Below are 24,390 nucleotides of genomic sequence, written 5' to 3'. Positions count from 1 at the left end.
AGATCGACAGGACGCATGCTGCAAAAAACCACGTCGCGTAAGTCCAAGGCCGTGCGGCGGAGCACGCCGAACAACTGGCATGCGAAGCCGTTGCAGGAGCGGCCGGGCTTTCTGATCCGCCGCCTGCATCAAATTCACAGCGCCTTGTTCGCGGAAGAGTGCGGCGCCGAGAACATCACGCCGGTGCAGTACAGTATCCTGGCGGCGCTCGATCAGATGAACGTTGCCGAGCAGATCGTTCTCTCGCGCGCCGTCGGCCTCGATACGACGAACGTCGCGGATGTGTTGGCGCGCCTGGAACGTCAGAAGCTGGTACGGCGCCGTGTGTCCGCGCAAGACCGGCGCATGAAATCGGTGACGCTGACGGAAGACGGCCGGGTGCTGCTGCGCCGTATCGATGCTGGCGCGGCGCGCGCCCATGAGCGCACGCTGGCGGCGCTGCCACAGAAGGATCGCGCCCGCTTCATGCGCGATCTGGCAAAGCTCGTCGCGAGCAACAACGAGATCAGCCGCACCCCGGTTGGGGTGCGTTGAGGTGACTAGCAACGGCCCGCTGCTGTCAGGAGCTGAAATCCCAAACTTGGCGCCTGCCGCCCGGAGGCTGGCGCGACACCGCGGCGGCATCGACGGTGACGTCGCCGTTCACGATCCGCACCGGATAGAGCTTGAGCGGTTCGACATTGTCCCAGCCGGCCGAGGCCTTGCCATCGATCAAGGCAAAGGCGGCGAGATGACGGGGACAGACAACGCAGCCGCGCTCGATGCGCGCTTGCGACAGGTCGGCTTTCTCATGCGGGCAGGTCGCCTGGAAGGCGTAGACGGCGTCGCCGTGGCGCGCCAGGACCAGCGTGTGACCCTCGACAATGACGCGCACAGGCGCGCCGGGCCGCAGCGCGTCCAGCGTGGTCACGAGCACGAAGCGTGCATCGGTCGGCGCGGTGTTTTCGTTCATATGGAAGGCCCGGGGCGATCATGGATTCGATAAAGCAGGAGCAGGCGACGCGCCAGTCGTTCGAGCGGCTCATTGCCGTCGAGCCGCAACTCGAAGGCTGCGTTCAACTGGCATCGATAGCCGCGCTGCCGGCCAGGACGCTGCTGCATGCGGGGCCGCGCTTGCGGCGCGGCGAAGTGCCGGCGCCCATCCTCAACACTGCGGCGGCTGCGGCGGTCTTCGAGGGCTGGGCCGACACACGCGAGGAGGCGCTTGCCGCCATTGTGGCGGGCGATATGGCGCTCGAGCCTGCGCAGGACTATGGCGTGGTGACGCCGCTCGCATTCGTCGTCTCGCCGTCGATGTGGCTGCTGCGTGTCGGCGATGCCCGCGGCGCGGCGGCCGCGCGCTATACGCCGATCAATGATGGCCCGCCGCCCGGCGCTCTGCGCTTCGGCGCCAAGCATCCCGAGCAGGGCGCGCGTCTGGCGCTGCTGTCGAAGGTCGGCCCGGCATTGGCACGGGACCTGGGGGCGCCGGTCGCGCTGCTGGCGGTGCTGCGCGCCGGCCTCGAGGGCGGCGACGATCTGCACGGCCGCGTCAGCGCGGCCAACCAGGCTTTTTACGACGTGCTCACGCCGCGTCTGACAGGCGAAGGACGTGCTTATCTCGATCTTGCCAACCAGTTCGTGCTCAACGTCATCATGGCCGCCTGCGCGGTGATGATCGGTGGCGGCGGCGGCGTCGGCGGCAGCAACATGGTGGTCGCGGCCGGCGGCAACGGCGTCGACTTCGGCTGGAAACTGGCTGGCGACCCCGAAGCCTGGCACACGATGCCCGCGGCAGCGCCGGTCGGTCCGCGCTTCCCCGCCGCCGGCGACAGCGTTTTCCTGCCGGCGATCGGCGACAGCGCGGTGATCGATGCCTGCGGCTTCGGCGCGGCGGCGCTGCGCTACGCGCCGGAAATGATGGAGGCGCTGCGCGGCCATGGCGCCGACGTCTATTTCACGGCGGCGGCCAGCGCACCGTTCCTCGGCGCGCATCCGGCCTTTCCGGTGGACCTGCATGTCGGTCTCGGCATCGACCGCGCCTCGCCTGCGCGCGGCGTCATGCTGGCGGCGCTCGATGCCGCGGGCGAAAAAGGTCTGATCGGCCGCGGCGTGTCGCCGTGGCCGACCGTGGCATAGGCCTTACGCTGCCATCGCCGGCGGGATCAGTGGCGAGTCGCTGTCGAAGCGCATGCCGTCGCGCAGGCAGAATGCCGGCCGGATCAGCTTGTCGGTGATGACCTCGACACCGCTGTTATCGAACAGCTTGAAGCGCCCGTTCAACATCTCCAGCACGCTCACGTCCGCCGAGCGGCCAACCTGCAGCGAGCCGATTTCGTCGGACAGGCCGACCATCGTCGCCGGGTTATTGGTGACGGTGGCGATGATGTCCTTGAGCGGCAGGCCGAGCGTGAGCAGCTCCGTCATCGCAACGGTCAAGCTGAACGGCGCGACGCCGAAGAAGGGGTTGGCCTCGCGCACATCCGCGTTCATGTCCGTCGGCGCGCTGACATTGTAGCCGTGCAGGTCGGCGCCGAGCGTGAACGGCCGCACGCCGGCATCGAGCACGCGCTTGGCCACCTCGAAGCTGAAGTGCGAGCCGTGGCCGACATCGACACGCACGCCGCGGGCGATCGCCTCGAACACGATCGGATGGACTTCGCCTTCCTTGGAGACGAAGCCCCCGGGATGGCGCGTGAAAGGATGAGCAAGAATGTCGCCCGGCTCCATGATCGGCACCAGTTCGCGGATCAGCTCATCCGCGTCCGGCACCGGACCTTCTTCGAGGCTCGGCCAGAGCTGGCCGAGATGGATGTAGAGCGGGAGGCCGGTCTGGTTTGCGATCTCGCGGCCGATCTTGATGACGTCGAGGCCCCAGCGCGACTGCCCGCCGATCTCGGCGTGCGCCTTGATGCCCTTGACGATGTCGAGGTTCTCCTTGGCGACACGCACCGTGTGCTCCACGTTGACGCATTTCGGACCATAGAGGTCGGGATAGAGGTGCCCCTCGAGGCCGCCGACCAGATAGCAGGAGATGAAGCACAGCAGCCGAGACTGCGACGTGTTGGCGAGATAGTTGCGGAAGCCGCCAATGGTCATGCAGCTTGGGCCGCCCTGATCGACGAGGGTGGTGACGCCGGAGCGCACGCCGACCATATCGGGGTTAAGGCCGAAGCGGCCGGTCACGTGCTCGTAGACATGGGCGTGCGTGTCGATCATGCCGGCGGTTACGATCTTGCCGGAGACGTCGATCCTTTCGCGTGCCGGCGCCTGTGACAGATCGGGCTCGATCGCAGCGATCCTGCCGCCGGCGATCGCCACGTCGAAGCGCCCGTTCCGGTCGGTCGCGGGATCGATCACCGTGCCGCCCGACAGCACGAGGTCGTAAGGGGTTGCAAGCGTCGTCACGGCTGTGTCCTCGTCATCTGGGAGTTTGACGCCGGCCGCGACAAAAAAAGCGCGGCTAGTCAGCTCAATTATTCGTCAGTATACCAACGAAAGCGACCCGCGCGCTGCCGAAATAGTGGATTTCGCGCACAAAGATTCGGCGAAGCCGGGGGCTGAAATGAGAAACGGCGGCACGCGAGGCCGCCGTTTCGTTGTTCAAGTGCTGCTGTCGTGAGGCTGACGACGCGGCTTCCGCGCTATTTGCTGACGAGCTCGACCTTGCCGCCCTCGATCTTGACCAGATGAGTGACGGCCGGGCTCTGGCCGCTTTCCTTGCCGGCCGGGCCGACCTTCTCGAACTTGATGTTGCCGGTCAGGCCCGGATAGGTGATTTCCCACAGCGCCGCGCGGATCTTGTCAGAATCTGCTGCGCCGGCTTTCTCGATGGCCTTGGCGAGAACGTAGACGGCATCGTAGCCGCGGGCGCCTTCCGGCATGCCGCCCGGCGGCAGGCCGGCCTTCGTCCAGGCGGCGATAAAGGTTTTCGCCGCCGCCGGATCGACGGCCGTGTCGGGGAACCAGGGCGCGAACATGGCGTCGTGATAGGAGCCTTCGGCCGCGGAGCCGGCTTGCGCGATGAGCTGGTCCGGCAATGTGCCGCCGGTGGTGACGATCCGGCGCTTGATGCCGAGCGCCTGCGCCTGCTTCATCACCAACGTCATTTGTTCGACGCCTGTGGTCATGAACAGTGTGTCGCTGTCGGAGCCCTTGAGCGAGGAGAGCTGGGCGGAGAGGTCTTGCGCGGCCGCATCCATGTTGAGCGTGCGGCCGACTTCGGCGCCGTTTTCCTTGAGAACCTTGCCGAATTCGGAGGCGGCGCCGAGACCCCAGTCGTTGTTCACGACCAGAAAGTCGGCCTTCTTGATGCCGATCTGCTTGACGAAACGCGCGAAGCTCTTGGCCTCGGTGCCGTTGGTCGGGCTGATGCGGAAGATGTAGGGATTACCCGAGGTGGTGATCTTGTCGGCGCTCGAGGTCTCGACGACCATCGGCACCTTGTATTCCATCAGCTTGGGCATCACGGCGAGCGTGTAGGTCGAGCTCCAGGCGCCGATCATCGCGGGCACCTTGTCACGCGTGATGAGCTTCTCGGCGACGCTGGCGGCTTCGGTCGGGTTGCTCTTGTTGTCCTCGATGACGAGCAGGAGCTTCTTGCCGTTGATGCCGCCCTTGGCGTTGATCTCCTCGGCGGCAAGCTTCGTCCCGGCGGTGACCATCGTACCAGACGCGGCGACGACGCCCGTCAGCGGCTCGTTGACACCGATCTTGATGACGTCTTCTTGCGCCAGCGCGCCCGTTCCGATGCTGGCAAACACGATTGCGGCCGCAACCGATGACACACGCCGTCTCATTCCGATCTCCCGCTTGTCGAGGCGCGACGCATGCACATGCGTTCTCTGCGCGTTGCAATGTACCTATCTGTCTAACGTTAGAATGATCGGGTTCCGCCGCAAGCGCGAATTATGATCATTCGATTGCCTCGTAAGCGCGAATCTTGGGCAGCGGCGGCCAAGGCGGTACCTTGAACAAAAGGACCATCATACTATAAATAGGATGAATACGACGCGGCGTGCTGGCACTCAAATTGCAGCGTCGGTAGGGCATTCAATCGGAGAGAAGGCATGACCCTTGCGGGCAAGGTGGCGATCGTCACGGGCGGGGCGATGGGCATCGGTTATGCGATAGCCGAGACGCTGGCCGCGCAAGGCGCTTCGATCGTCGTCGCCGACCTTAAAGGTGCCGTCGAGGCGGCGGCCAGGTTGAACGCCAAAGGTTGCAAAGCCACGGATGTCACGGTCGATGTGTCGCGCGAGGGGGACGCCGCGCGCATGGCCGAGGCTGCGCTCGCGACCTTCGGCGGCATCGACATCCTGGTGAACAACGCTGCGATCTACTCGACGTTGACGCTCAAGCCGTTCGAAGAGCTGACCGTCGCGGATTGGCGCCAAATCCTCGATGTCAACGTGATCGGGCAGTTCCTGTGCTGCAAGGCGGTGTTGCCGGCTTTCAAGGAGCGTCAGGCCGGCCGGATCATCAACATTTCCTCGGGCGTCGCCTTCAAGGGCAATCCCGGCATGCTGCATTACGTCGCCTCTAAGGGCGCCATCGTATCGATGACGCGCACGCTTGCGACCGAGCTCGGCGATTACGGCATTCTCGTCAACAGCGTCGCGCCGGGCTTCACCTTGAGCGACGGCGTCCATGCCAATGCCACGCTGGCCGCGGCGGTCTCGCCGTTCTCGGTCCGCGGCCGCGCTCTTAAGCGCGACATGGTGCCGGCGGACGTCGTCGGCGCGGTCAGCTTCTTTGCCGGTCCGCAGGCCGCTTTCATCACCGGCCAGACGCTCGTCGTTGATGGCGGTGCCTACTACCATTGATCGGCCTTCCGCCGGGCGGGCCATACGCGCGATCACGGAGACCCCTATGACCTACATCACCGAGGCCTGGTATCCCGTCGTCTGGGCCGATCGTGTCGGCCGCGAACTCACGCGCCATACTGTGCTCGATGAGCCGATCGTCATCTATCGGCTCGAGAACGGCGACATCGCCGCGCTGCGCGACGTCTGTCCGCACCGGCGAGCGCCGCTGTCGCTCGGCAAGCTCAAGGGCGACACCATCGAATGCGGCTATCACGGCATGACTTTCGACTGTTCCGGCAAATGCGTCTTGATTCCGGGCCAGGAGATCATCCCGCGAACGGCGATGGTCCGTGCCTTTCCGCTGCAGGTGAAGTACGGCATGGTCTGGCTCTATATGGGCGAGCCGAAGAACGCCGATCCGGCCAAGATCTTCCACATCGAGCAATACGGGAAGGAGGGCTGGCACGCGGTGCAGGGCGACACCTTGCGCATCGAGTGCAATTACCTGTCGCTGTGTGACAACCTGCTCGATCCGGCGCACGTCACGTTCGTGCACGCGAGCACGCTCGGCACGCCGGCCGGTGCGGCGGTGCCGGTCAACAACGACTACGGCGAAAGCACGATCACCGTCTGGCGCTGGATCCGCAATGGGCCTGTCATTCCGCTGTTCGAGAAGTTCGGCAAGCTACAGGGTCTCGTCGACCGCTGGCACTACTACACCTATTCGATGCCATGTAACTTCTCGATCGACATGGGCTCGTGCGTGGCCGGTGCCATTCCCGACATGGAGAAGCGTTCAGAAGGCGTTCAGATGTTCACCTGCCACATGCTGACGCCGGTGGACGAGCGCACGGTGCTGCAGCACTGGTTCCACGTGCGCAACTTCCGCACCGACGAGCACGACATCGATGCGGCTCTTTCCGCCGGCCTCGACATGGCCTACCGGGAAGACAAGGTGGTGCTGGAGCGTATCCAGATCGAGGAGGAGCGCGACCCGCACTTCAAGAACATCACGCTCGGCATCGACGCCGCGCCGATGAAAATGCGCCGCATGGTTGCCGCGACGATCGAGTCCGAGGCGGCGGGGCGCCCGTGAAAAGCGGCGTGGCGCTGAGCAAGAGCTGAGCGCCCGCGGCGCCACCGGGTCATGAGCGAGACCGAAGCCCGGTGACGGCGCAGCGGCGGCACCGGCTTTAGTGCGTCGAGCCGCCGAGATAAGCGGCGCGGATGTGCTTGTTGTCGATCAACTCTTCGCCGGTGCCGGACAGAACGATGGTGCCGGCCTCGATCAGATAGGCGTAGTCGCACATCTCCAGCGCCGAATAGGCGTTCTGCTCGACCATCAGCACGGTCGTGCCGGCCTTGCGGATATTGTCGATGATGTCGAAAACCTGCTCGACGATATTTGGAGCGAGTCCGAGGGAGGGCTCATCGAACATCATCAGCTTTGGCTTCGACATGATGGCGCGGCTGATGGCCAGCATTTGCTGTTCGCCGCCCGACAGGGTTCCGGCGACCTGACGCCGCCGCTCGGCGAGCCGCGGGAACATGCCAAAGATTCGCTCGCGGTCGGCGGCTACCCCGGCGCTGTCCTTGCGCAGGTAGGCGCCCATGTCGAGATTCTCGTCGACGGTCATCTCCGGGAATACCCGCCGGCCCTCGGGACAATGCGAGATGCCCTCCGCCAGGATCTGCTGCGCGGAGCAGCGCGTGATGTCCTTGCCTTCGAACAGCAACTGGCCGGAGACCGATGGCAGGACGCCGGAGATCGCGCGCAAAGTCGTGCTCTTGCCGGCGCCGTTGGCGCCGATCAGGGCGACGAACTGGCCCTGCTTGACGGAGAGCGAGATGCGCTTCAGCGCCTCGACCTTGCCGTAGCGGCAGACGAGATTATGAACCTCGAGCACGTTTCTTCACTCCTTCGCCGAGATAGGCGCGGATGACTTCCGGGTTGCCCTGGATGTCGTCCGGCGGCCCTTCGGCGATGATCCGGCCGTAGTTGAGGACGACGATGCGGTCGGAGACGCCCATGACCATCGGCATGTCGTGCTCGACCAGGAGGATCGTCATGCCGCCACGACGGAGCCGCGCGAGCAGTTCCATGAAGCGGCCGGTCTCGGTCGCGTTCATGCCTGACACCGGTTCGTCCAGCAGCAGCATCGAGGGATCGGCGGCGAGCGCCATCGCGACGCCAAGCAGGCGCTGATCGCCGTAGGCCAGCGAGCCGGCGAGGTCGTGGGCGCGGTGCTCGATGCCGACGCTCGCCAATATCTCCGCGGCGCGCTCGCGCAACTTGCGTTCCGATCGCCGCTCGTTCGGCAGCGCCAACAGAGTGTCCCACAGGCGCGACTCTCCGCGGCGGTGGAGGCCGATCATCACGTTCTCGAACACGGTGACGGTCTGGAACACGCTGCTACGCTGGAAGGTGCGTACGAGGCCCAGCTCGGCCACCTGATGCGGCTTCAACGTCGTCAGGGCGGTGCCGCGATACTTCACCGTGCCTTGCGTCGGGCGCATGAAGCCGGTGACGACATTGAACGCGGTGGTCTTGCCGGCCCCGTTCGGGCCGATGAGGCTCACCACCTCGCCTTCATAGACGGTGAAGGACATGTCGGCGATCGCGATCAGACCGCCGAAATGCACGGCGACGTGTTCGAGGACCAGCGCCGGCTGCGCGGTGTCTATGGCGTGAACCGCGCTCACGGTGTCTCCACGACATGGGCCTGCGCTGGCAGCGCCGCCGGCTTGGGGCTGGGCGAGACGAACCACTTCTCGATGGCCGGGACGATGCCTTGCGGCAGGACGAACACGATCAGGATCATGAAGATGCCGTAGATGATCCACTGCAGCTCGGGACCGAGAAACGAGCGGCTGAACACCGGGATGAAGCCGAAGATCAGCCCGCCGACGACCGGGCCGGCGAGGGTACCCTTGCCGCCGGTAATGACCATGATGACCATGGTGACCGTGTAGACGAACAGGAAGACGTCCGGATCGATGATCTTGAGGTAGTGGGCATAGAGCCCGCCGGCGGCGCCGGCGATGCCGGCGGAGACGACGGCCGCCAGCACCAGATAGCGCGTGACGTCGATGCCGACCGACACCGCGAGCGATTCATTCTCCTTGAGCGCGACCATGGCTCTTCCGACGCGCGAGTTCACCAGGCGGCTGATGACCACATACGAAACCGCGAGCACCGCCAGGACAAGATAGAAATAGGATTGCTTGCTGTAGAGGTCGTAATAGCCGAGGCCCGGCAGGCCGAGCGTCACCGGCGGGATCGAGTTGAGAGCGAGCGGCCCCTGCGTGAGTTCGACCCAGTTCAGCGCGATGAGGCGCGCGACCTCGGCGAAGCTGATCGTCACGATCACAAAGTAAGCCCCGCGCACGCGGAAGGACAGCTTGCCGACGACGTAGCCAAAAAAGCCGGCGACGAGGATACCGATGACGATCCCGGTCCAGACCGGCCACGGCTCGTGCACGACACGGATGCCGCCTAAAAGTTCGACGTTGAAGCCGAGCGACACCAGCGCGCTCGTATAGGCGCCGATGCCGAAGAAGGCGACATGACCTAGGCTCAGTTGCCCGGTGTAGCCGAGCAAAAGGTTGAGGCTCATCGCCGCGATAATGAAGATTCCAGTCGTGATGAAGGCATTCAGGAAATAGGGATCCTGTATCCACAGCGGCACTGTCGCGGCGGCGAGGAGGCTGAGGAAGGGAAGATAACGCCTCATCCGATGCGCTCCACGCGAGCGGACAAACCGGTCGGCTTGAACAGCAGAACAGCGATGATGATTAGGAAGCCCATCGCGTCGCGGTAGCCGGATGAGATGTAGCCGGCGCCGATCTCCTCCGCACCGGCGAGGATGAAGCCGCCGATTGTCGCGCCGGGAATGCTGCCGAGGCCGCCGAGGATGACGATGGCGAAGGCCTTCAGCGAGGCGATATTGCCCATCTGCGGCGTGATCACGTAGATCGGCCCAAGCAATGCGCCGGCCGCCGCGGCCAGCGCCGAGCCGATGGCGAAGGTCGCCATGTAGATCATCTGGACATTGACGCCCATCAGCGAGGCGGTGTCGCGGTCCTGGAATGTGGCGCGCATCGCTTTGCCGAGCTTTGTACGGTTGATCAGCACATAGGAGGCGCCGATCAGCGTCAGCGATGCCACAAAGGCGAAGACATTGAGCCATGAAATGGCGACCGGCCCGACGACCAGAGGCGTTGCCGGAAAAGGCGTCGTTACCGACTTGGCGACGCCGCCCCATATGTATTGCTCGCCGTTCTGCATGACGATCATCGCGCCGATGGTGATCAGCATCGTGGTGTCGATGTCGGCGCCGCGCATCGGGCGCAGCAGGACGACTTCGAGTAAGGCGCCGAGCAGGCAGCCGGCGGCGATCGCCACCAGGATCGCCAGGAAGAAGTTGAGGCCGCACACCGCCGCGACGAGATAAACGAAATAGGCGCCGAAGGCGTAAAGTTCGCCGTGCGCGAAATTCACGATGCGCATGATGCCGAAGATGAGTGTCAAGCCGATGCCCAGCAGCGCATACGTACTGCCGAGGATGAGCATGTTGACGGCGTGCTGAAGAAACTCGGCCATGCGCGCTCACTCAATCCTGATTGAATGTCCTGGCCGGAGACGAAGCCTCCATCTCCGACCCGTGCGTTGCGATGGCGGGCCAACGCGGTCTCGCCAGGCAACACCTCAGCCGCTCATGCAACGACTGTGCCGTCGCGCAGGCGGCGAGTGGCAGCAAGACGTGCCTCGTCGTGCCTCGAAACCGCGTCGAGAAGAGAGGTGAAAAGGCGTTGCGAAACGTGATCGACACGCATTCGATCGTCCTCCGCCGCGGCCAGAGGCGCTTGGCACTCGGCAGGATGCGACCTGTCCGACGGACCGATCAGTCATCCTATTTATAGGACATTAAAATGATACGGTCTTGGACCGTCAAGGTTCGCGCTTGGCGCAATGTGCGGCAGGCGATCGTGGCGGTTGACGCCAAAACAGGCAGCGTCGGCCGCGCTTTAAGTCCGCCTCAGCGGGACTTCGATTTCTTGCGCGCGCGTGCGGCCTTTGCGGCCTTCGGGCGCGGCAACAGATCACGGCGCAGGGCGAAGCTGTTCCGGTGGTAATTGTACTTGGCGACATAGAGCGCGACGCCGGCATCGTCGACCAGGACCAGCCGGCAGTCGGCGGTCGGCTCACCAAGCCCAATCTCGAGAAGTTCGGACGTCTCGGGGTCGGCGACACCGATCGTCACCGTCTGGAAAGCGTGCGCGAGCGCGATGTCCCGCATTTCCAAGATGCGCGGTAGAGCGGGCTGCCGGGTGAAGCGCTTTCGGTCCCGCACGAAGATGTCGCGCGCCAAATGCAGATTGACGACGACGAAAGGTTCGCCATCGCTGAACTGCACGCTCCGCAGCAATATGTATCCGCTCGCCGGCCGGCCTTCGTTCTCTTCCAGGGAAGGCGCCTCCGCATTCTCTTCGATATGAACGATGCGGATGACGTTGTTCTTGATGGAACTGACGACGGATTCCAAATCGTTGGCGAGATTGAACCAGTGCTTGTCCTTCGGTCGGCCTGAAACGAAAGTGCCTCGGCCTTGACGCGCGTCCAGCAAGCCCTCCTCACGCAGGATCTCTATGGCCTGCCGGATGGTGACGCGCGCGACGCCGAATTCGGTCTCAAGCTCTTCGATCGTCGAAATCTTCTCTCCCTGCTTCCAGCGTTCGGATTCGATGCGCTGGCGCATGACCGAAGCAACTTGAAGGTAGAGAGGGATTCTGCTGCGATCGTAGTTGAAGGTTTGCTTATTGCGCATGCGAGGGGGCGATAGGCGGGTGATGAACGATCAGCCTGTTGCCGTTATTGCGCAGCCCACCACTATTTGCAAACCGGGCCAGGAGCGCTTGCCAGGGCGGCATTCGCGTCGTCCGCGTTGGGTCGCGGCGCAGGATGAGGAGCGCGGCCCGTGAGATGACGCCCGGCGCTCGTTGCGCCGACGTTTCGTAGATGCGCCGGCCCATCGCGGTTCTGCACGTCACCGGCGAAAGCACGGCCTTTGCGTCGGTCTATATGCCCGCGTGCGGCGTCGCCGAACCATGCCGTTCCCCTATCGACCAACGGCCATCGTGCCGGCGGCCGCTGCGCCGTTGTTTGCCAGCCGGCGGAGCGGCCGAGGCGCGAGACGCCAGTCACAACCATGGCGATCGATGCAACGCCGCCGTGCGCCGCGCATCGCGCCCCAAAAAGACAAGCGGTGCGAGGGGGCAACTATGTTGTGCCTCGGATATTGCCCGTCACCCCGCCGAGGTTGAACCGCGACTTCTATGCGGGCGGCGAAGACAGAGTTCCGATCACGAATGACCTCGCGTGAGCACGATACCCGGCGCGGTCGGTAGCGTCGAGCACGGCAGCAAGGGATTCATTTGGAGGCCGCCGTTCAGGTTTTCTCGCCTGAGTCGGGGGTGGGCGTGCGCGCCAGCGCCACACGGCCCCGGCCTGCTCTCTTGGCGTCTTGCAAGGCGGCGTCGGCGGCCTTGATGACCGCTTCCGGCGTGTCGCCGTGCCGCGGATAAGCCGCAATACCGAACGACATGGTGACCGCGCCGACCGGTTTGCCATCGCAGGACAACGACAGGTCGCGAATCATGTCGCACATGTGCTGGATCCGTTGGCGCGCAACGTCGATAGTCGTCTCCGGCAGCACCAGGGTGAATTCGTCGCCGCCGTAGCGGGAGGCTGTGTCGCCCTGGCGGATGTGTGAACTCAAGACGCGTGCGATGGTTTGCAACAGCCGGTCGCCGCAATCGTGCCCATAGGCATCGTTGACGGACTTGAAGCGGTCGATGTCGGCCATCACCACGGCCACCGGCTTGTGCGCGCGCGCGGCGCGCGCGAAATCGCGCTCGATTTCCTGGTCGAGATAGCGGCGGTTGAACAATGCGGTCAGCGGGTCGTGCAACGCCTCGGCCTGCAGCACCTCGCGCAGCGCCTGTTCGGCCCGGTTGCGTGCCGTGACGTCGTTGAACACCCAATACACGAGGTTGTCGTCGAGCGTCGCGACGACCTCCATATCGCGCACCAAGCCGTCGCCGCAGGTGACGCGGACCTCGCGAACCGGCGACGATGTCTGCCCGGTGGCCAGCATGTGCTCGAGTTCCTTCTCCTCCACCGCTTTAATCTCCGCGCGATAGGCCGGGTCGGGATATGCCAGCAGGCGCCACTGCTGCAGGGTCGCGATCTGATCCAGAGGATAGTGGACCATCTCCGCGAACCGGCGGTTGGTGAAATAGATCGTTCCTTTCTGATCGGTCAGACGCACGCCGAACGGCGCGTTTTCGACGATACGCCGGAAGCGCTCCTCGCTGCGGCGCAGCGCCTGCTCCGCGCGTTTCGGTTCGGTCACGTCCCAGAACACGCCGATGATGCCGTTGATGCCGCCGTCTTCCTTCCTGAAGACGGCGCGATGGAAGATCACATCGTGGTTCGTGCCGTCGGCCGCAGGGATGACGGCGTCGTGCACCTGGACGCCGCCTTTTTCCAGCAGTGCTTTATCCGCCACTTGGTAAGTCTCGGCCAGCGCGCGAGGGAAAATGTCGAATGCCGTCTTGCCGATGATATCGCCGCGTTTCAGGCCGCAGAATTCCTCGAACGCGCGATTGCATCCTCGGTATTCGCCATTCTTGTCCTTGAAGAAGATCGGGCTCGGAATGGTGTCGAGCATTTGCTCGGCAAAGCGCAACTCGTCCTGCAAGTCGCGCTCGGCGCGGAGACGATCGGTGACGTCCCAGGCAATGGCGATGACACCGGCGATCCTGCCATCATCGCGCGAAAACGCCGTGCGATGAAACATGACTTGGCGGCGGCTTCCGTCACCATAGACCAGCTCGCCCGGATGGATATGCGCGCCAGGATGTTGCAGTGCTTCGAGATCGGCCGCCCGGTAGCCGTCGGCGAGATCCTTGGGCCAGATGTCATAGACGGTCTTGCCGAGCAGGGCGTCGCGGCTGACGCCGCAATAGGCTTCGAACGCTTTATTGACGCCGAGATAGCGCCCCTGGATGTCCTTGTAGGCAATGGGGCTCGGTATGGCGTCGATCAGTTGCTTGGCCAGCAAACCGCCGCGTGCGGTTTCGTCCGGGTCGCTCATGGCCGTCCACTCCAGAGCCGTGTTGAAGGCGACAAGTGCGGGCGGAGGAGGAGGCCGCTGAGTCATCCCTCCCGAGCTAAAACGGCATCTGCTGCCTGTGAATTGTCGCTAGCGTGACCAGAACCCCTTCCGGTCGACATTGACTTACGTCAACGGCTTGGTGTGCGCGGCCGCACTGGCATCCGCATCATGGCGTTGAGGTGCACGCCGACGGCTACGCCGTGTCCGGCTTGATCGCGGCCAGGGATTGTTCCTGGCAGAAGGTGACGAGCTGCTTCACCGCATCCGATCCAGGTTCGATGATGGCGGGATCGGTGCCGATAAGCGTGACGACCGCTTGCGCTTCGCCCTGCCAGTCGAGGATGGGTGCGGCGATCGCTTCCAGGCCGGGAATAAATTTGCCATCGACCGAGGCGAAGCCGCGGGTGCGGATATCGCCGATGAGCTTGTCCAGCCCTTCGCTCGTCGGCATGAGGTCGGGACTGATGGCCGGCTTCTGACGCGCGCGGCGCAATTCATTGTCGCGCATGGCTTTCAATGGCGCCGGCGGCGCCCAAGCGAGAAACGCGCGCCCCGTCGCCGAGTTGAGCAGCGGAAACGTCGTGCCGAGGCCCATCGAGGTGATGGTCGGCGACGCAGCGCGTTGCCAGCGGATCACCGTCGGGCCCTGGTCGCCCCACACCGAAAGCAAAGCGGTGAGGCCGGACTCGGCCGCGAGATCGGGCAGCGCTTCGGACGCGCGGTTGACGAAGTCGTATCGCGCCAGCGCCGACAGGCCGAGCGTCACCGCGCCGGGTCCGAGATCGTATTTGCCAGAGCGTCCCGCCTGCGCGACCAGGCCGTAGTGTTGGAACGACGTCAGGTAACGATGCACTTTGCTGGGCGGCATGCGGCAATCGCGCGCCAACTCGGAGAGGGAGACCGGGCCGCGGCGGTTGGCCATGGCTTGGAGCATCTGCAAAGCGGCTTCGAGAGATTGAATGCCGCCCGACGCGCCCGCTTTCTTTTCAGCCTTCGACATCGCTCAAGCTTCCACTTTGCAGGCGACAACAATGCTGCCGCGCAGCCCGCCGGCGGAACTCGGCGCCGCCGGGACCAGCGCCGCTCGTCGAAGGCCCGCCGGGCTCAGTAAAACAGACAGGATATCAATAGCCTAGGGGATCTTGTTTTCCAATATATGAAATGCATTGCGTATAATGGAAAACTTATTATCGTCCGTCGCAAGCGCCGTCGAGCGTCTTGGGAGGAACATATGGCAAGCGTCTCCAGCGTCGAGATCTTGGGTGGCGGGCCGGCGGGGCTCTACACTGCGATCCTTTTGCGCCGCCTGATGCCGCAGGTGCGGCTGCGCGTGACCGAACAGAATCCGCAAGGCGCGACGTTCGGCTTCGGCGTGGTCTTCTCCGATCAGGCGCTCGAATTCCTCAAGGCCGACGATCCAGAGACGCACGATCTCGTCACGCCGCACATGGAGCGGTGGCGCAACATGACGCTCAACCTGCCGCAAGGGCAGGTGACGCTGGACGGCATCGGCTTCACCGCCATCGGCCGGCTCGAGCTGATCGAGATCCTGCGCAAGCGCGCACAAGCGCTCGGCGTCGAGATTCGTTTCAATCATGCGATCGCCTCGCTCGATGAATTGGACGCCAATCTCATCGTCGGCGCCGACGGTTTGAACTCGCTGGTGCGCCGTTCGATGGAGGCGCAGTTCGAGCCGACCATGGAGTATTTCGACAACCATTTCGCCTGGTTCGGCACCGAGCGACCGTTCGATACGCTGACGCAAACCTTCGTGCGGACCGAGAAGGGCGCGTTCAACGCGCATCATTATCGGTTCGAGCCGAACCGCAGCACCTTCATCGTCGAGTGCGACGATCCGACATTCCAGCGGTACGGCTTCGACAAACTCAACGAGCAGGAAAGCGCGGCGGCCTGTCAGGAGATTTTTGCCAATGTGCTGGAAGGCGCGCGGCTGATCACCAACAAGTCGCACTGGCGGCAGTTTCCGCGGCTCTGGTGCAAGAAGTGGGTCGCCGGCAAATACGCGCTGCTCGGAGACGCCGTGCACACCGCGCACTTCTCCATCGGCTCCGGCACGCGTCTCGCCATGGAAGACGCGATCGCGCTGGTGCGCGCTTTGGCCTCGCACAAGGATCGCGATGAAGCCTTGGCGGCCTATCAGGCGCAGCGCGCGCCGATCGCCAAGCGGATCGTCGACGCGGCGAATTCGTCGGCGACCTGGTACGAGACCTTTGCCAAGAAGATGGACCTCGCGCCGCTCGACTTCGCGTTCGACTATCTCACGCGATCGGGCCGCATGGACGTCGCGCGGTTGCGCGAGATCGCTCCCGGTTTCATGGCGCGCTACGAGGCCGAGCGCGCGGCGGGTGGCGCGGCGCTGAGCGATCCGGTTGCCGACGACAGTCCGGGTGCTGTGGAGATCGGTTTCGACAGGACGGCGCACGCCAACTGCTCGGCCATCCTGTGGGACAACATCGAGCGTAACCCGGACAAGCTTGCCGTGATCGGTCCGGTCGGCAGCCTGACCTATGCCGAGCTTGCCGCCGAGGCGGCGCGGTGGGGCAATGCCTTCATTGCCGCGGGTCTCAAGCGCGGCGACCGCATTCCCTTCTTCCTCGACGATACGCCGGTTTATCCCGCGGCCTTTTTCGGCGCGGTGCGGGCCGGCTTCGTGCCGGTGCTGTTGAACATCCAAACCAAGCCGGATGTTCTCAACTTCTTCTTGAACGATACCGAGGCGCGCATCGCATTGTGCGAAGCGTCGCTTGCCGACAGCTTCGGGGCGGAGACACTCAAGGGTACGGCGCTGGAAAAGATCGTCATCGTCAACGGCGCGGCCACGGGCGCCAAATGCGTCGCGGCGAGCGACTTCCTGTCCGGCCGGTCACGGCAGCTTGCTTGCGCCGACACCGGTCCGAACGACATGGCGTTCTGGATGTACTCGTCCGGTTCGACCGGGCGGCCGAAGGGCATCGTCCATCTTCATCACGACATGGCCTATACGCAGGCTTCGTTCGGCCACCACACGCTCAAGCTCAGGCCAGACGACATCTGCTTCTCGGTGCCGAAGATTTACTTCGCGTACGGATTCGGCAATGCGTTCACGTTTCCGTTCTCCGTCGGCGCGACGACCGTGCTCATGCCGGGGCAGCCGCGGCCCGAAGCGGTGCTCGACACGATCGAACGATACAAGCCCACCGTTCTGTTCGGGCTGCCGACGCTCTATACGGCGCTCACGCGGGTCGACGGCGTCAAACGCCGCGATCTGTCGTCGTTGCGGCAATCGATGTCCGCCGCCGAAGTTCTGTCGGAAGATGTCTACAACGCCTGGAAGAGCCTGGCCGGGCACGGTCCGACGGAAGGGCTCGGCTCGACGGAGATGCTGCACGTCTATGTGTCCAACACGCATGACGACCATCGCATCGGCGCGGCCGGGGCGTGGGTGCCGGGCTATGAGATCCGGCTCGAGACGCCCGACGGCAAGCCCGCGGCGCCCGGCGAGGAGGGGGTGATGCTCGTGCGCGGTCATTCCTCGGCGCCGCGTTACTGGAATCGTCCCGACAAGACGCGCGAGACGATGCGCGGCGATTGGCTGTACACCGGCGACCGCTTCGTCGAGAAAGACGGCTACTACTACTTCCAGGGCCGTGCCGACGATCTGATCAAGGTGTCGGGCCAATGGGTGTGGCCGCTCGAAGTGGAGCGATGCCTTAACGAGCACGCGGACGTGCACGAATGCGCGGTCCTGGCGCACGAGTTGCCCGATCGCCGCATGACCTTGCGTGCGGTGGTGCATTTGAGGGAAGGCCGCACCGGCGACGAGGCGCAAAGCGAGATATTGCGCGCACATGTGCGGTCGATGCTGACGCCGTTCAAATACCCGCGCATCATCGAATATGTGGCGGAACTGCCCAAGACGGGCACGGGCAAGATCGACCGGCAGGCGCTGCGCAAGTGAGCGCAGCGCCCTGAGTTGCGAACGAGGGACTACTTCACCTTGAATCGGGCCTGGCCGGACTTGCCGTCCGCCGTCTTCAGCATCAGCGTCACCTGCGTGTCGGCGGCAACGGGGGTCTTCAGCGTCGCCTTCAGCGCGGACTCGCCGGCAGGCTCCAGCTTGACCGTCTCGCGCTGATTGCCGGTGACGATCAGCGCCGAGGCGGAATAGCCGGCGGATTTGACCGGCTTGCCGTCCTCATCGACGATATTGATGGCGAGGGCCGTGCCGGAGGCGACGAGCTCGGCGTGAACGCCGGCGACGTCCTCCATCGGCCCGCCATGAGGGCCGGTGGCGCCGTGCTTATGCTGCGCCAACGCCGCGGTCGAAAGAGCGGCGACGAGGGCAAGCGCGCATCCGATCTTGGTCATCTAGAACATCCTCCTGTGAGACGTGAAACGGTCGATCTGGTCGGCAGGTTGGTTGTGACTATGGGTTTTGCGTGGTGTCGCCGGGCTTCTTGGCGAGGCGCACGCGGTCGAGAAACGAGGCATGGTCGGCATCGTGCCGGCGCATGACGCCGGCGATGAAGTCGCTCGCGTAGCCCACGCACCATGCAGTCAGCCGCGCGTCTTCTTCCTGCTTGTCGGAAGCCATGACGTTGTCACGCAACTGCTTGCGCGCGTCGCGACGCGCCCGGTCGGCGGCGGCGGTCAGAACGGTCCGCGCGTCGTCGTGGCTGAGCGAGGCGATGACCTCGTTCTTGATGTGCTCGGCGTAATGAACCGCGGTGCCGTAAGTGCCGCGCGGCTGGGCCGCCGTCCATTGCCGCTGCATGGCACAGACCCCGGCGTAGCTCATGGCGGTGTAGGACGGCGTCAGCAGGCGCGCGAGCGCCGGCAGATCGCGCGCCCAGGCCGCGCCGGACGTCGAGGCCAATGCCAGGACGCTCGCGACCGTTGCATAAAGGCGGCGATTGCCCGTCAGGCTCATCGGGCCGCTCCCGCCGGCGCGTCCGCGGCGGCCGGTTGCACATCCGGGCTTTCGCGGCGGAACAATACGTACAGCGCCGGCAACACCAACAACGTCAATATCGTCGACGACACGATGCCGCCGATCACGACTGTGGCGAGCGGACGCTGAACTTCGGCGCCGGCACCGGTGGCGATGGCCATCGGCACGAAACCGAGCGAGGCGACAAGCGCCGTCATCAGCACGGGACGCAGGCGGGTGAGGGCGGCCGTGCGCACCGACTCGATGAGCGGTGTGCCGTTGTCGCGCAGGTTCTGGATGAAGGCGATGACGACCAGGCCGTTCAGCACGGCGACGCCGGACAATGCGATGAAGCCGATGCCGGCGCTGATCGACAATGGAATGCCGCGCAGGAGCAGCGCCAGCACGCCGCCGGTCAGCGCCAGCGGCACGCCGCTGAACACCAGCGCGGCATCCGCCGCCGAGCCGAGACTCATGAACAGCAACGCGAAGATCAACACCAAGGCGATCGGCACGACGATGGTCAGCCGCTTGGTGGCCGAGACCAGCTGCTCGAACTGGCCGCCCCAGCCGATCCAATAGCCCTCCGGCAGCTTGATCTTCGTGGCGACGGCACTCTGCGCCTCGGTGACGAAGGAGCCGAGATCGCGGTCGCGCACATTCGCGGACACGACGATGCGCCTTTTGCCGTTTTCTCGGCTGATCTGGTTGGGTCCGGGCGCGACATCGATGCTCGCCAGCGCCGACAGCGGCACGTAGCGGAACTGCGTGATCGGCGAACCGCTCAGATTGGCCTTTAGCGCGGCCGCTTGTCCCTCGGCTGGCGGCAATGCGACCGGCAGCGAGCGGATGGCGTCGAAGTCGACGCGCAGTTGCTCGGGCAGGCGCACGATCAGATCGAAGCGGCGGTCGCCCTCGAAAATCTGGCCGGCGCGCTTGCCGCCGATGGCGACCTCGATGGTCGATTGCACGTCGGCGACACTCAGCCCGTAGCGCGACAGCGCCTGACGGTCGAGTTTGATCGTCATCACCGGCAGGCCGGTGACCTGTTCGGTCTTCACGTCGGCGGCGCCCGGGATGCTTTGAATTGCCTGCTGCACCTGGCCGGCGACGCGCAGCAAGGTGTCGAGATCGTCGCCGAAGATCTTGATGCCGACGTCGGAGCGCACGCCGGAGATCAACTCGTTGAAGCGCATCTGGATCGGCTGGGTGAACTCGTAATTGTTGCCGGGCACGTCGGAGACGCGGTGCTCGATGGCCTCGATGAGCTCGGCTTTGGTGCGGTTGGGATTGGGCCACTCCGCACGCGGCTTGAGCATGATGAAGGTGTCGGCGACGTTGGGCGGCATCGGATCGGTGGCGACCTCGGCCGTGCCGATCTTGGAGAAGACGTCTTTCACCTCCGGGAATTCGCGCAGCGCCTTTTCGACCGCCTGCTGCATGTCGATCGCCTGCGTCAGGCTCGTTCCGGGAATGCGCATCGCATGCATGGCAACGTCGCCTTCATCGAGACTCGGGATGAACTCGCCGCCCATGCGTGAGGCGAGCAGCCCGGTGATGAGCACGAGCGCGGCGGCGCCCATCGCGACGATGCCGCGCAGTCGGATGGAGAGGTTCAGCGCCGGCGTGTAGACGCGCCGGGCGCCGCGCATGAACCAGTTTTCGTGCTCGCTGACGCGACCGGTCACGAACAAGGCGACGGCGGCCGGAACGAAAGTGACCGACAGAAGCGCCGCGCCGGCCAGCGCCATCAGCACGGTGAGCGCCATCGGCGTGAACATCTTGCCCTCGACGCCGGTCAAGGTGAGCACCGGCAGATAGACGACGGCGATGATCATGGTCCCGAACAGGCTCGGGCGGACCACCTCGCGGGAAGCGTGAAGGATCGCTTGGAAACGTTCGGCGACCGAGAGCAGACGCCCTTTGCGGTGTTGTTCGGTGGCGAGGACGCGCAGGCAGTTTTCGACGATGATGACGGCACCGTCGATGATGATGCCGAAGTCGATGGCGCCGAGGCTCATCAGATTGGCGCTGACTCGGCTCTCCACCATGCCGATGATGGCCACGAGCATCGATAGCGGAATGACGCAGGCGGTCACGATCGCCGCCCGGATATTGCCGAGCAGAAGGAACAGGATGGCGATGACGAGCAAGGCGCCCTCGACCAGGTTCTTCTCGACCGTGGCGACGGTTGCTTCCACGAGCGCGGTGCGGTCGTAGAGCGCGCGCGCGACGACGCCGTCCGGCAGCGACGGGGCGATGGACGCCAGCTTGTCCGAAACGCGCTGCGCCACGCTGCGGCTGTTTTCGCCGATCAGCAGCATCGTCGTGCCGACCACGGACTCCTTGGAATTCAGCGTGGCGGCGCCGGTGCGCAGCTCCTGTCCGTCGCGCACGTCGGCAACATCGCTGATGCGGATCGGCACGCCCTGACGCGAGCCGATGACGATCTCGCGGATCTCGTCGAGACCGGCGACCTGGCCCGGCGTGCGCACCAGATACTGCTCGCCGTTGCGCTCGATATAGCCGGAGCCGACGTTCTCGTTGTTGGCGGCCAGCGCCTGCATAATGTCGCGGAACGACAGCTTGTAAGCCATCATCTTGGCCGGATCGGGCAGCACGTGGATTTGCCGCTCGAAACCGCCGATGGTGTTGACCTCGACGACGCCCGGTACGGTGCGCAGTTGCGGCTTGATGATCCAGTCCTGGATGGTCCTGAGGTCGGTCGCGCTGTAGGGCTGTCCGTTCTTGTTGGTCGCGCCGGGCTTGGCCTCGACCGCATACATGAAGATCTCGCCGAGGCCGGTCGAGATTGGACCCATCGACGTCGACGTGCCCGGCGGCAACCGATCGCGCACCTCCTGGATGCGCTCATTGACCAACTGACGCGCGGCGTAGATGTCGGTGCCATCCTCGAAGACGACGGTGACCTGGCTCAGGCCGTAGCGGGAGAGGGAGCGCGTATATTGAAGCCGCGGCAGGCCGCCCATGCCGGTTTCGACCGGGAAGGTGATGCGCTGCTCGACTTCGAGCGGCGAATAGCCGGGCGCGCTGGTGTTGATCTGGATTTGGACGTTGGTGATGTCGGGCACCGCGTCGATCGGCAGACGCGTGAAGCTATAGGCACCGAACGCCGCGACCGCGAGGGTTACGGCGAGGACAAGCCAGCGCTGACGGATGGAGAAAGCGAGCAGGGCGTCGAGCATCGCGTGTCTCCTAGTGCTCGTGCGCGGCCGAGGCCTTGGCGATCTCGGCCTTGATCACGAAGCTATTCTTGGCGGCGTAGACATCGCCCTCCTCCAAACCGAAAAGCACCTCGGCGCGTTCGCTGTCGCGCTGGCCGAGCTCGACCTCGCGCGGCTCGAACTTCTCGCCGTTGCGCACGAAGACGACGTTGCGGCCTTCCATGCTCTGCAAGGCGCCGACGCGGATGGCGATGGCCGCGGGGGTTTGTTCGAGGACCAGGCGCCCGGCGACGAACAGACCCGGCCGCAGGCGGCTGTCGGTGTTGCTCACCACGGCGCGGGCGAGGCCGCTCTGCGTGTCGCTGGTGCCGACCGGAGAGAGATACGTCACCTTGGAGGTGACGGGCTCGTTGCCGTCTTCCGGGTCGACGATGATGGTGTCGCCGACTTTGACGCGCCTGAGTTCCCGGCGCGGGATCGAGAAGTCCGCCCATACGGTCGACAGGTCGGCGACGACGAAGATCGGCTTCTGCTCCGACGCATATTCCCCGAGCGTCGCGTGCCGTTCGATGACGGTGCCGGCCAAAGGCGCGCGCAGCTCGTAGGTGGTCAGGCTTTGATTGCTCTCGATCTTGGCCAGGAGGTCGTTCTTCTGAACGTTGTCGCCGACATGCTTGTGGACTTCGCGCACGATGCCCGGAAAGCGCGGCGTCACCTGCACTACGAACTCCTGGTTCGCCTGCAACATGCCGTTGAGGCGTATCGTTTGCTTCAGCGTCGCGGGGCCGGCCTTTTCGAGCTCGATGCCGGCGGCGGTGAGCTTGGCCTCGCTCATGACGGCGGCCTGCTCGCCGTGTTCGTCATGCTCCTCTTCCGTCTTCGACGGCGCTTTGCCGAACGACGTCGGAAGAACCACGTAGGCTCCCGCGATCAGGCCGCAGAATACGATGGCGGCCAGGGTGTAGTGGAAAATCCGCGTCATCGTCTTCCTCCTTGTGCCATCGCGAAGGGCCGGCCAACCAGGCCCTCGATGGTGGCAACAGCGATATGGAAACTGCGCAGGGCATCCTGCTCGCGTAGGGCGGCTTCGGTCAGCGCGGCCTGAACGTCGAGCAGCTCGAGCAAGGTGTAGCGGCCTTGGCCGTAGCCTTCCTCGAGGCCCCGCGCCGCGTCGCGTGCGTTGGGCAGCACGGTGTTGCGCAGCAGTTCGATTTCCTGGACGGCACTGGTGGCAGTGTCATAGGCGCGGCCGGCGATGGACAGCAGCGCGAGTTTGTTGATCGCGCGCTCGGCCTGAACCTTGTCGCGCGATTCATGGGCGGCGAGGATGTCGCCCTGGTTCTGATCCCAGAGCGGCAGCGTCATCGACAGGCCGAAGACCATCGCGTTGTCGCTGCTTTCACGGAAGCGCCGCCAGCCGACGGAGGCACGCACGTCCGGCACGACCTTGAGCCGTGCCGACAGCAGCTCGGCATTGCGCTGAGCCCATACGGCCGTCCAACGCACGAGCTGCGGATTGTTCTCGATGGCATCGACGATCGTACGGAACGGCGGCGGCCGCCGGATGACGCCGAGATTGCCGGATACCGACGAGAAGCGGGGCGCGTTGTCGCCCATGAGCATCGCGAGCTCACGCCGCGCCGTCGACAGCAAGGCTTTCGCCTTCTCGCGCTCGACACGCACCAGATCGGCGGCGACCTGAGCGCGAAGCACTTCCGGCCGCGACGAGGCGCCGGCTTCCACGCGCCGCTGCAACAACGGTTGCAGCCGGTCGAGCGCCGTGACGTGGTCGCCGAGAATCTGGATGCGCCGTTGCTCGGACAAAACCTGGATGAAGCCGACGGCCGTCTCCGACATAATTTCGAGGCGCGTTGCGCGACGTTGCCAGGCCACGGCATCGACCCCGGCGAGCCCTGCCGCGATGCGGGCGTCGCGTTTGCCGCCGAGTTCGACAAGCTGGCTCAACTGCAAGGTCGTTTCGAGCGACTGTGTGCCGCGATAGGGACCGGAGCCGAAGGCGTTCTCACCCTCGGCCGACAGTTCCGGATTGGGGATGGCGCGGGCCTGCAGGCTGCGGCCCTCGGCGATGCCGAGATCGCGTTCAGCCGCGGTGAGCCGGGGATTGGCCGCGAGCGCGCGCTTGAGCGCCTGCTGCAACGTGAGCGCATGAGCGCCTTGCTGCGCCCATGACGGCGTCGCAACGCAGGCGACCATGCACGCGACGAGCGCGGCTCGCCACAGCCTCATTGACGAAGACATTCAGCCTGACCTTGTTTTCCGAAACGCACGAATGTGCTTGCGGCGGGGCA

Annotated in this window: 20 protein-coding genes; 5 read left to right on the top strand and 15 right to left on the bottom strand. The window is 64.8% G+C overall.

Annotation, left to right across the window (positions count from 1 at the left end; genetic code table 11):
- The first annotated feature begins 15 nt into the window (after positions 1-15).
- A complete protein-coding gene (locus DW352_RS12360) occupies positions 16-534 on the top strand; it encodes a MarR family winged helix-turn-helix transcriptional regulator (protein WP_115691616.1) in 519 nt (172 codons plus the stop codon).
- 25 nt (positions 535-559) lie between these two features.
- Here the strand turns inward: DW352_RS12360 and DW352_RS12355 are convergent, their stop codons facing one another.
- Positions 560-952, bottom strand: a complete 393-nt coding sequence (locus tag DW352_RS12355) for a Rieske (2Fe-2S) protein (RefSeq protein WP_115691615.1) — start codon at positions 950-952, stop codon at positions 560-562.
- Positions 953-972: 20 nt separating this feature from the next.
- On the opposite strand from DW352_RS12355, the gene DW352_RS12350 reads away from it, so the two are divergent.
- Positions 973-2,118: an oxamate carbamoyltransferase subunit AllG family protein gene (locus DW352_RS12350; protein ID WP_115691614.1), complete on the top strand. Its 1,146-nt coding sequence runs from the start codon at positions 973-975 to the stop codon at positions 2,116-2,118.
- Positions 2,119-2,121: 3 nt separating this feature from the next.
- Here the strand turns inward: DW352_RS12350 and DW352_RS12345 are convergent, their stop codons facing one another.
- Both DW352_RS12345 and DW352_RS12340 read right to left on the bottom strand, forming a co-directional pair.
- Positions 2,122-3,387, bottom strand: coding sequence for an amidohydrolase/deacetylase family metallohydrolase (locus tag DW352_RS12345; RefSeq protein WP_115691613.1), 1,266 nt, complete (start codon positions 3,385-3,387; stop codon positions 2,122-2,124).
- 236 nt (positions 3,388-3,623) lie between these two features.
- Positions 3,624-4,778 carry an ABC transporter substrate-binding protein gene (locus DW352_RS12340; RefSeq protein WP_115694383.1) on the bottom strand — a complete coding sequence of 385 codons (1,155 nt, stop codon included), beginning with the start codon at positions 4,776-4,778 and terminating at the stop codon, positions 3,624-3,626.
- Between the two features lie 270 nt (positions 4,779-5,048).
- On the opposite strand from DW352_RS12340, the gene DW352_RS12335 reads away from it, so the two are divergent.
- Both DW352_RS12335 and DW352_RS12330 read left to right on the top strand, forming a co-directional pair.
- Positions 5,049-5,804, top strand: coding sequence for an SDR family NAD(P)-dependent oxidoreductase (locus DW352_RS12335; RefSeq protein ID WP_115691612.1), 756 nt, complete (start codon positions 5,049-5,051; stop codon positions 5,802-5,804).
- Between the two features lie 46 nt (positions 5,805-5,850).
- Positions 5,851-6,882: an aromatic ring-hydroxylating dioxygenase subunit alpha gene (locus DW352_RS12330; protein WP_115691611.1), complete on the top strand. Its 1,032-nt coding sequence runs from the start codon at positions 5,851-5,853 to the stop codon at positions 6,880-6,882.
- Between the two features lie 97 nt (positions 6,883-6,979).
- On the opposite strand, the gene DW352_RS12325 is transcribed toward DW352_RS12330, so the two are convergent.
- The 7 genes from DW352_RS12325 to DW352_RS12295 form a co-directional block, all read right to left on the bottom strand.
- Positions 6,980-7,693, bottom strand: a complete 714-nt coding sequence (locus tag DW352_RS12325; protein ID WP_115691610.1) for an ABC transporter ATP-binding protein — start codon at positions 7,691-7,693, stop codon at positions 6,980-6,982.
- Positions 7,677-8,489 carry an ABC transporter ATP-binding protein gene (locus tag DW352_RS12320; protein WP_245434422.1) on the bottom strand — a complete coding sequence of 271 codons (813 nt, stop codon included), beginning with the start codon at positions 8,487-8,489 and terminating at the stop codon, positions 7,677-7,679. The genes DW352_RS12325 and DW352_RS12320 overlap by 17 nt, the downstream gene beginning before the upstream one ends.
- Positions 8,486-9,520, bottom strand: a complete 1,035-nt coding sequence (locus DW352_RS12315; RefSeq protein WP_115691609.1) for a branched-chain amino acid ABC transporter permease — start codon at positions 9,518-9,520, stop codon at positions 8,486-8,488. Before DW352_RS12315 ends, DW352_RS12320 begins: the two co-directional genes overlap by 4 nt.
- Complete coding sequence (locus DW352_RS12310; protein ID WP_115691608.1) at positions 9,517-10,389, bottom strand: branched-chain amino acid ABC transporter permease; 873 nt, start codon at positions 10,387-10,389, stop codon at positions 9,517-9,519. The genes DW352_RS12315 and DW352_RS12310 overlap by 4 nt, the downstream gene beginning before the upstream one ends.
- 436 nt (positions 10,390-10,825) lie before the next feature.
- Positions 10,826-11,545 (bottom strand): GntR family transcriptional regulator, encoded by a 720-nt coding sequence (locus DW352_RS12305; RefSeq protein ID WP_245434421.1) that lies wholly within the window; start codon positions 11,543-11,545, stop codon positions 10,826-10,828.
- Positions 11,546-12,235: 690 nt separating this feature from the next.
- The gene (locus DW352_RS12300; protein WP_162826924.1) at positions 12,236-13,945 is read right to left on the bottom strand and encodes a diguanylate cyclase domain-containing protein; all 1,710 of its coding nucleotides are present in this window, start codon (positions 13,943-13,945) and stop codon (positions 12,236-12,238) included.
- A 214-nt stretch (positions 13,946-14,159) separates the two neighbouring features.
- Positions 14,160-14,966 (bottom strand): IclR family transcriptional regulator, encoded by an 807-nt coding sequence (locus DW352_RS12295; RefSeq protein WP_115691605.1) that lies wholly within the window; start codon positions 14,964-14,966, stop codon positions 14,160-14,162.
- Between the two features lie 231 nt (positions 14,967-15,197).
- On the opposite strand from DW352_RS12295, the gene DW352_RS27640 reads away from it, so the two are divergent.
- Complete coding sequence (locus DW352_RS27640) at positions 15,198-17,924, top strand: benzoate-CoA ligase family protein (RefSeq protein WP_115691604.1); 2,727 nt, start codon at positions 15,198-15,200, stop codon at positions 17,922-17,924.
- A gap of 29 nt (positions 17,925-17,953) precedes the next feature.
- On the opposite strand, the gene DW352_RS12285 is transcribed toward DW352_RS27640, so the two are convergent.
- The 5 genes from DW352_RS12285 to DW352_RS12265 are packed head-to-tail and all read right to left on the bottom strand — an operon-like array spanning position 17,954 to position 24,328.
- Positions 17,954-18,334 (bottom strand): hypothetical protein, encoded by a 381-nt coding sequence (locus DW352_RS12285; RefSeq protein WP_115691603.1) that lies wholly within the window; start codon positions 18,332-18,334, stop codon positions 17,954-17,956.
- 58 nt (positions 18,335-18,392) lie between these two features.
- A complete protein-coding gene (locus tag DW352_RS12280; protein ID WP_115691602.1) occupies positions 18,393-18,896 on the bottom strand; it encodes a hypothetical protein in 504 nt (167 codons plus the stop codon).
- Positions 18,893-22,102, bottom strand: coding sequence for an efflux RND transporter permease subunit (locus DW352_RS12275; RefSeq protein ID WP_115691601.1), 3,210 nt, complete (start codon positions 22,100-22,102; stop codon positions 18,893-18,895). Before DW352_RS12275 ends, DW352_RS12280 begins: the two co-directional genes overlap by 4 nt.
- A gap of 10 nt (positions 22,103-22,112) precedes the next feature.
- Positions 22,113-23,063: a divalent metal ion exporter adaptor subunit IhpB gene (gene ihpB, locus DW352_RS12270; RefSeq protein WP_115691600.1), complete on the bottom strand. Its 951-nt coding sequence runs from the start codon at positions 23,061-23,063 to the stop codon at positions 22,113-22,115.
- On the bottom strand, positions 23,060-24,328 hold the full coding sequence (locus tag DW352_RS12265; protein ID WP_115691599.1) for a TolC family protein: 1,269 nt from the start codon (positions 24,326-24,328) through the stop codon (positions 23,060-23,062). The genes ihpB and DW352_RS12265 overlap by 4 nt, the downstream gene beginning before the upstream one ends.
- Positions 24,329-24,390 lie beyond the last annotated feature (62 nt).

Source organism: Pseudolabrys taiwanensis, from assembly GCF_003367395.1.
Classification (GTDB): domain Bacteria; phylum Pseudomonadota; class Alphaproteobacteria; order Rhizobiales; family Xanthobacteraceae; genus Pseudolabrys; species Pseudolabrys taiwanensis.
The sequence above is the reverse complement of the archived record's forward strand: the minus strand, read 5'-3'. Positions and strand labels throughout refer to the sequence as shown.